At 26.6% G+C, this 3,998-nt stretch carries 7 protein-coding genes; 1 reads left to right on the top strand and 6 read right to left on the bottom strand.

Features of this window, described 5'->3' with window-relative positions; genetic code table 11:
- Window positions 1-97: 97 nt before the first annotated feature.
- Window positions 98-241, top strand: coding sequence for a hypothetical protein (locus I4U58_RS12950; protein ID WP_022072466.1), 144 nt, complete (start codon window positions 98-100; stop codon window positions 239-241).
- Between the two features lie 61 nt (window positions 242-302).
- Here the strand turns inward: I4U58_RS12950 and I4U58_RS12945 are convergent, their stop codons facing one another.
- The 6 genes from I4U58_RS12945 to I4U58_RS12920 form a co-directional block, all read right to left on the bottom strand.
- Window positions 303-1,292 (bottom strand): transposase, encoded by a 990-nt coding sequence (locus I4U58_RS12945; protein ID WP_195931759.1) that lies wholly within the window; start codon window positions 1,290-1,292, stop codon window positions 303-305.
- Window positions 1,289-1,480 (bottom strand): transposase, encoded by a 192-nt coding sequence (locus I4U58_RS14345; protein ID WP_347708185.1) that lies wholly within the window; start codon window positions 1,478-1,480, stop codon window positions 1,289-1,291. The genes I4U58_RS12945 and I4U58_RS14345 overlap by 4 nt, the downstream gene beginning before the upstream one ends.
- A gap of 364 nt (window positions 1,481-1,844) precedes the next feature.
- On the bottom strand, window positions 1,845-2,042 hold the full coding sequence (locus tag I4U58_RS12935; protein ID WP_195931757.1) for a hypothetical protein: 198 nt from the start codon (window positions 2,040-2,042) through the stop codon (window positions 1,845-1,847).
- Window positions 2,043-2,062: 20 nt separating this feature from the next.
- Window positions 2,063-2,596: an SMC-Scp complex subunit ScpB gene (scpB, locus tag I4U58_RS12930; protein ID WP_195931756.1), complete on the bottom strand. Its 534-nt coding sequence runs from the start codon at window positions 2,594-2,596 to the stop codon at window positions 2,063-2,065.
- Window position 2,597: 1 nt separating this feature from the next.
- On the bottom strand, window positions 2,598-3,323 hold the full coding sequence (locus tag I4U58_RS12925; RefSeq protein ID WP_195931755.1) for a segregation/condensation protein A: 726 nt from the start codon (window positions 3,321-3,323) through the stop codon (window positions 2,598-2,600).
- A complete protein-coding gene (locus I4U58_RS12920; protein ID WP_195931754.1) occupies window positions 3,324-3,923 on the bottom strand; it encodes a site-2 protease family protein in 600 nt (199 codons plus the stop codon).
- Between the last annotated feature and the right edge of the window lie 75 nt (window positions 3,924-3,998).

Genomic DNA, 3,998 nt, shown 5'->3' with positions numbered 1-3,998 from the left:
ATATTATTTTTAAATATATTTTAAAGATAATATGTGCTACAATCACCTTATAAATAACTTTTATTTAAATTTCTAATAATGACTATAGGAGGACAAAATGGATATATCTATAATGGCAGATGAATTAATCAACTACTATCTTATAATTGCACACAAGGATATTTCAGATTCTTTACAAGAGAAATCTGATGAAGAAATAAAAGCGCTTTATTACGATACATTTGGCGAAGATGAGGAATAATGATAAACAAAAAGGGGATGTCGCACGAACAATAAAAAATTCGTTCTGCGGTAGCCTTTTTTTAACTTAAATTTAATGTATTTTTTAGTGTTTGATAAGGGAAATTTACTTTTAAAATATAAAAATATACACCATCAGAAAGTACATTTTTATTACCACGACTTAAAAATCTTTTAAATTGCATATTTTGTTTCACTTGAGCGAAAGCTCCTTCCGCTTGTATGCTTCTATTCATTCTTAATTTACGCCCTTCGGGATTAGTAATTCTCTCTAAGTTTTCTTTTTGTTTTTTATGAAATAATTTAGATACTTGTAGATTTTTAGTTCTTTGCTCAATAGGTATTTTACTATTGTTTCCTTTAATACACTTTTTCTTATATTCACAATTACTACAATCTTCACAAGTGTAACAAGTTATTTTGCTTTTATATTCAGTTTTTGATTTTCTATTAATTGTTCCACTTACGTATAACTTTTTATTATTTTTACAAATGTAATAATCATCTTTTTCGCAGTAAATCATATTTTCTTTTCTGCCAATATCATTTCTATACTTTTTTGTTTTTTTAATTTCATAATCAGATGTCTTTAGAAAAGATAATTGCTGATTATCTTCTAAAAATACATACTTTTCTTCGCTTTCATATCCTGAATCTGCTATTACTTTAGAATACTTAAATCCAGTATGTTTTTCGATTGATTTTAAAAAAGGTATTAAGGTTGTTGTATCTGTAGGTTGAGGTCCAACACTTGCCCAAACTATATATTCAGAATCAACACCAAATTGAACATTATATGCTGGTTTAAGTTGTCCATTTCTCATATGGTCTTCTTTCATTCGCATAAATGTTGCATCTTTATCTGTTTTTGAATAGCTATTTCTTTGACCCATTATGTATAAATCTTTAGTATATTTTTTCAATCGATTAATATATTCATTTAATTTTTCTATAGCCTTTTGAATAAGTGATTTCCTTCTTCCTTTACCATGGACAAAAACTATATTTTCTTTAATTGATAAGCGTTTAAGCTTTTTTAAAAGTTTTTTCAAATGATACTTTTTAATCTTATTTTTGTAAATTGAGCCATTAGGCTTTCGCATACTGGTGCAAAATAAATACTACGGAATCTTGCAATTGTTGAATGGTCTGGAGCGGAGGCTCCGCCTAAAAGATACATAAAATTAATATCCCTTTTACACGAAGTTTCAATTTTTCTAGATGAGTAAATATTATTCATATTTGCGTATATTATAATTTTCAAAAGTTGTCTTGGGGTTACTGAATTTCCTCGAATACGAGAATAAGTCTGATATAATTTTTCTAAATTCATCTCCTCTATAATTTGACTTAACAACACCTCACAGAATCATCTTTTGGTATTAAAGAATCAATATTTAATAATGATTTTAATTGATAATTATTTTCTGAAATAGTATAATCTACTTGTATAGTATTGTGTTTGGTCATACAATTATTATACAAAAAATCCCAAGATCTTTTGAGCTTGGGATTTATTTTTTTTACAAAAAGGGCATCGCCCTATTTCTTAGTGCGACAGCCCCTTTTTAATTTCTTTAAGGATCTTTATGATAAAGATTTCTTTATTTATTATTTTGTCTATTATTTTGCTTGTTGTTTTTTCTAAAGATATTTCTTACAAAGGATGCCCAGCATAAGGCTGCAACCATCCATAATATACCTTTTACAGTACCCCCAGAATTTATTGTATTAACTCCAAATAATATACTTGCCACACACATTACTGCCCCTATTATTAATGGTAAACTTATATTTTTCATATTGCTTCCCCCTGTAAAAATTAATCTATATTTTCTTCAAATTCTTCAATAGGAGGTAAATCTTCTAATTTTTCTATATTTAGAAGTTTTAAAAACTCATCTGTAGTTTTATATATTATAGGTTTTCCTATTTTATTTAATCTACCAGCTTCTCTAATTAAAGAATTTTCAAGAAGAGTTTGTAAGACCTTATCACATTTAACTCCCCTTATATTTTCAATTTCAACTTTTGTTATAGGTTGTTTATATGCAATTATAGTCAGCGTCTCTAAAGTAGCTTGACTTAAAGTCTTTTTTCTTTTAGGTTCTAATACCTTTTTTATATATGGAGTATAATCTTTATTTGTACACATTTGATATCTATCTTCTAATTTTATAATTTGTATACCTCGATTTTGCTCCTCATATTCATCTTTCAATAAATTTAACATATATTCTATTTCTTTTGGAGAAAGTTCTTCATTAATGGCATAATTTAATTCCTTTATACTTATTGGTTCTCCATATGCAAACATTATTGATTCTATAATAGATTTTATTTCACTTCTGCTCATATTAATTCTCCAAATTCTTTTTAATAATAATATCTTCAAAGAAGTTTTCTTGTACTACAACTATTTCCTTAGCTTTTATAAGCTCAAGTAGTGATAAAAATGTAGCTATCACTTCATCTTTTGTATTATCTTTTATTATATTGTTAAAGCTTATTTTATCTGCGGTAGTTAATATATTTTGTATATATTCTATCTTTTCTTCAACAGATATTATTTTTCCTCTTACTATTTTATTTAATCTTTCATCTTTTTTAGTTTCTTCTTCAACATTTTTTACCTTAAATATATATGGAAGTATAGATTTTATAGATTCGATAGATATTTCGCTTAAATCCATCTTATCATCTATTATTACTTCTTCTCTAGTTCTGTAATATGGTTGATTTAAATAATCTACATTGTCTTTTATCACTTCACTAGCTTTTTTATATTTCTTATATTCTTTTAATTGCTCCATCAGTTCAAGTCTTGGGTCTTCTTCTTCGTCTAAATCTCTTTGTGAAAACAGTAGATACTTTGATTTTATTTCTAATAGCTTAGTAGCCATAGTAATAAAATCACTTGTAACTTCTAAGTCCATAGATTCTAACATATTTATATATGCTAGATACTGTTTTGTAATTTCGATTATAGAAATATCCTTGATATCTATCTTTTGTTTAGATATCATATCACAAAGTAAATCTAGTGGACCGTCATATACGTTTAAATGTATGCTGTATTTCATCTATATAACGTGTGTTACGCTTCTCACGATAGACCAGAATATATTTACTAATGGAGATGTTATATAAGAACTTAAATTTGTAAATAATAATACAATTAATACTATATATCCTACATTTTCATATTTAATTTCAAATTCTCTAAATTTATAAGGTAAAAAACTAGAAATAACGCCCCATCCATCAAGTGGAGGAACTGGAAGTAAGTTAAATGCAGCAAACCATAGGTTATAGTTTAGTGCTGTAGCTGCTATTAATGAAATAGAATACATAGTACTATATTTTACAATCATAGCACAAATTATTGCACCTACTAAGTTTCCAAAAGCCCCAGCTAATGAAACTATACAATTTCCAACCCTATAATTTTTAAAATTATTTGGATTTACTGGCACTGGTTTTGCCCATCCAAAATGGAATATCATAAGCATTATTAAACCTACTAAATCGACATGTCTAGATGGATTAATAGTCATTCTTCCTGCTCTTTTAGCTGTATCATCACCTAGTAAATACGCTGCAAATGCATGACCAAATTCATGTATTGTCATTGCAAATACTATACCTACTAGAGATACTAAAATACTACTTAAATAATTCATTTAAATTTCTCTCCTAGTCATTTTTTAGATAATAATATTATTATAACAATAATAATATCTTTAATCAAAATAATT

Origin of the sequence: Clostridium sp. 1001270J_160509_D11, from assembly GCF_015667935.1 — a bacterium.
GTDB lineage: Bacteria > Bacillota > Clostridia > Peptostreptococcales > Peptostreptococcaceae > Intestinibacter.
Note: the sequence above shows the minus strand (reverse complement) of the source record. Positions and strands in the feature narration are given on the sequence as shown.

Coding starts and splice junctions, on each gene's coding strand:
- I4U58_RS12950 (WP_022072466.1), top strand. CDS start 98: ATGGATATATCTATAATGGCAGATGAATTAATCAACTACTATCTTATA.
- I4U58_RS14345 (WP_347708185.1), bottom strand. CDS start 1,480: ATGAATAATATTTACTCATCTAGAAAAATTGAAACTTCGTGTAAAAGG.
- I4U58_RS12935 (WP_195931757.1), bottom strand. CDS start 2,042: ATGAAAAATATAAGTTTACCATTAATAATAGGGGCAGTAATGTGTGTG.
- scpB (WP_195931756.1), bottom strand. CDS start 2,596: ATGAGCAGAAGTGAAATAAAATCTATTATAGAATCAATAATGTTTGCA.
- I4U58_RS12925 (WP_195931755.1), bottom strand. CDS start 3,323: ATGAAATACAGCATACATTTAAACGTATATGACGGTCCACTAGATTTA.
- I4U58_RS12920 (WP_195931754.1), bottom strand. CDS start 3,923: ATGAATTATTTAAGTAGTATTTTAGTATCTCTAGTAGGTATAGTATTT.